We start from the raw sequence: 2,842 nt of genomic DNA, 5'->3' as shown, positions 1-2,842 counted from the left end.
GCTGCTGCCGTACACGGCCCGGCCGGCGGCAGCGACGCGACCCTGCCGCAGCTGCTGGCCGCCACCGCCGCCGCCCACCCCGACGCACCGGCGCTGCGCGACGGGCAGCGGGTGCTCACCTACCGCGAGCTCGACGAACGCTCCACCCGGCTGGCCCGGGTGCTGCTGCGCCACGGCACCGGCCCGGAGTCCTTCGTCGCCCTCGGCATCGCCCGCTCGATCGAGTCGGTGACCGCGATGTGGGCGATCACCAAGACCGGGGCGGCGTTCGTGCCCGTCGACCCGCGCTACCCGGCCGAGCGGGTCGCGTTCATGCTCGACGACTGCGGCGCCACCGTCGGCCTCACCACCGCCGCGCACCGCGCGCAACTCCCCGACACGGTGCCGTGGCTGCTGCTCGACGACCTCGACCGCGCCGCGGCGGGGGAGGACCCCGCCGCGCTCGGCGACACCGACCGCCCGGCCACGCTGCGGCTGGATCATCCGGCCTACCTGATCTACACCTCCGGCTCCACCGGCCGCCCCAAGGGGGTGCTCACCACCCACCGCAGCCTGGAGAACTTCGCCCGCGACCAGCGCACCCGCTTCGGTGCCGGCCCCGGCGCGCGGGTCGTGCACGTCTCGTCGCCCAGCTTCGACGCGTCGATCTTCGAGTACCTCCTGGCGTTCGGCACCGGCGCCGAACTGGTGATCGTGCCCCCGCACGTCGTCGGCGGCGCCGAACTCGGTGCCCTGCTGCGCGAGCAGCGGATCACCCACGGGTTCATCACCCCCGCCGCGCTCGCCTCCCTGGACCCGGCCGATCTGACCGCCCTCACCGACCTGGCCGTCGGGGGCGAGGCCTGGCCCGCCGACCTGCAGGCGATCTGGGCGCCCGGCCGGCGCCTCGTCGACGCCTACGGCCCCACCGAGACGACCATCATGGCCGCGATCAGCGACCCCCTGGGCGTCGACGACCCGCTGACCCTCGGCGGTCCGCTGCGCGGGGTGCACGCCGTCGTCCTCGACGCGACACTGCGGCCGGTGCCGTTCGGCACCGTCGGCGAACTGTATCTGGCCGGCTGGGGCCTGGCCCGCGGCTATCACGCCCGGCCCGCGCTGACCGCCACCCGGTTCGTCGCCGACCCCTACGGCACCCCCGGCGAACGCATGTACCGCACCGGGGACCTGGTGCGCTGGGGCGGCGACCTCGACGCGCAGGATCTGCGCCTCGACTACGTCGGGCGCAGCGACTTCCAGATCAAGATCCGCGGTTTCCGCGTCGAACTCGGCGAGATCGACGCCGTGCTCGGCGCGCACCCGAGTGTCGGCTTCGCCGCCACCGTCGCCCACCGCGCCCCCAGCGGGGAGACGGTCCTCGTCGCCCACCTGCATCCCGCGCCCGGCGCCGACATCGACCCCACCGCAGTGAAATCCCATGTCGCCGAGCGTCTTCCGGCACACATGGTGCCCACCGTCATCAGCGTGCTCGACGAGATCCCGCTGACCCCGGTCGGCAAACTCGACCGCGCCGCCCTGCCGGCCCCGGAACTGCGCTCCGCCACCGACGACCACCCGGCACCCACCGACCCACTCGAGTCGCTCGTCGCCGACGAACTCGCCGAGGTGCTCGGCCTCGACCGGCTCGGCGCCGACGACAACTTCTTCGACCTCGGCGGCAACTCGCTGCTCGCCACCCGCGCCGTCGCCCGCCTCGGCGACCGGCTCGGCCGGCCCGTACCGGTGCGGGCGTTGTTCGAAGCACCGACCGTCACCGCGCTCGCCGCACACCTCGACGAGCGGCCCGCCACCACCGACACCGCCGAACCCGCCGCCGGAACCACACTGGGCCCGGTCGCCGGGCCGCGCCCCGACCACATTCCGTTGTCCCCGGCGCAGCAACGACTGTGGTTCATCAACCAGTTCGACCCGACGTCCGCGGCCTACAACATCCCCCTGGCCATCCGGCTGTCCGGGCATCTGTCCCCGGCCGCGCTCGGCGCCGCCCTGCACGACCTGCTGACCCGGCACGAGAGCCTGCGCACCGTCTACCCGGCCTCGGCCACCGGACCGCACCAGCGCATCCTCGCCGCCGCCGACGCACCGCTGCCGCTGGACGTGGTGCCGGCCACCGAGGACACCGCGCCCACCGCCGTCGCCGACTTCCTCGGCGCCGGTTTCGACGTCACCGTCGACATCCCGGTGCGGGCACGGGTGTTCGCCTTCGACCGCGACGACCATCTCGCCGTGCTGGTCGTGCACCACATCGCCGCCGACGGCGGCTCCACCGGCCCGCTCGCCCGCGACCTGATGATCGCCTACGCCGCCCGCAGCCGCGGCGAGACCCCGACCTTCGGGCCGCTGCCGGTGCAGTACGCCGACTACACCCTGTGGCAGCTCGACCGGCTCGGCGACCCCGCCGCCCCCGGCAGTCTCGCCGCCGACCAGACCGCCTACTGGCAGGACCGCCTCGCGGGACTGCCCGAGGTGCTGGCGCTGCCCACCGACCGGCCCCGACCCCCGCAGCAGTCCTTCCGCGGCGACATCACCCGTTTCACCGTCGACACCGACCTGCTCACCCGGCTGCAACAGCTCGCCGCCGACCGGCACAGCACCGTGTTCATGACCGTGCACGCCGCCTTCGCGGTGCTGCTGGCCCGCCTGTCCGGCAGCGACGACATCGCCGTCGGCTCCCCGGTCGCCGGCCGGGGCCACCGCGCCCTCGACGAGGTGGTGGGCATGTTCGTCAACACCGTGGTGCTGCGCACCCCGGTGCCCGCCGAACGGTCCTTCACCGACCTGCTCACCGCCGTCACCGACAGCGACCTCGACGCCTTCGCGCACGCCGATCTGCCCTTCGACC

Annotated in this window: 1 protein-coding gene; it reads left to right on the top strand. The window is 74.4% G+C overall.

The window, feature by feature from the left end; translation table 11 throughout:
* Positions 1–2,842 (top strand): non-ribosomal peptide synthetase (locus tag R1101_RS27765; RefSeq protein WP_037224314.1); only part of this gene is annotated, 2,842 nt, incomplete at both ends.

Source organism: Rhodococcus sp. R1101 (assembly GCF_000278445.1).
Classification (GTDB): domain Bacteria; phylum Actinomycetota; class Actinomycetes; order Mycobacteriales; family Mycobacteriaceae; genus Rhodococcus; species Rhodococcus gordoniae.
The sequence above is the reverse complement of the archived record's forward strand: the minus strand, read 5'-3'. Positions and strand labels throughout refer to the sequence as shown.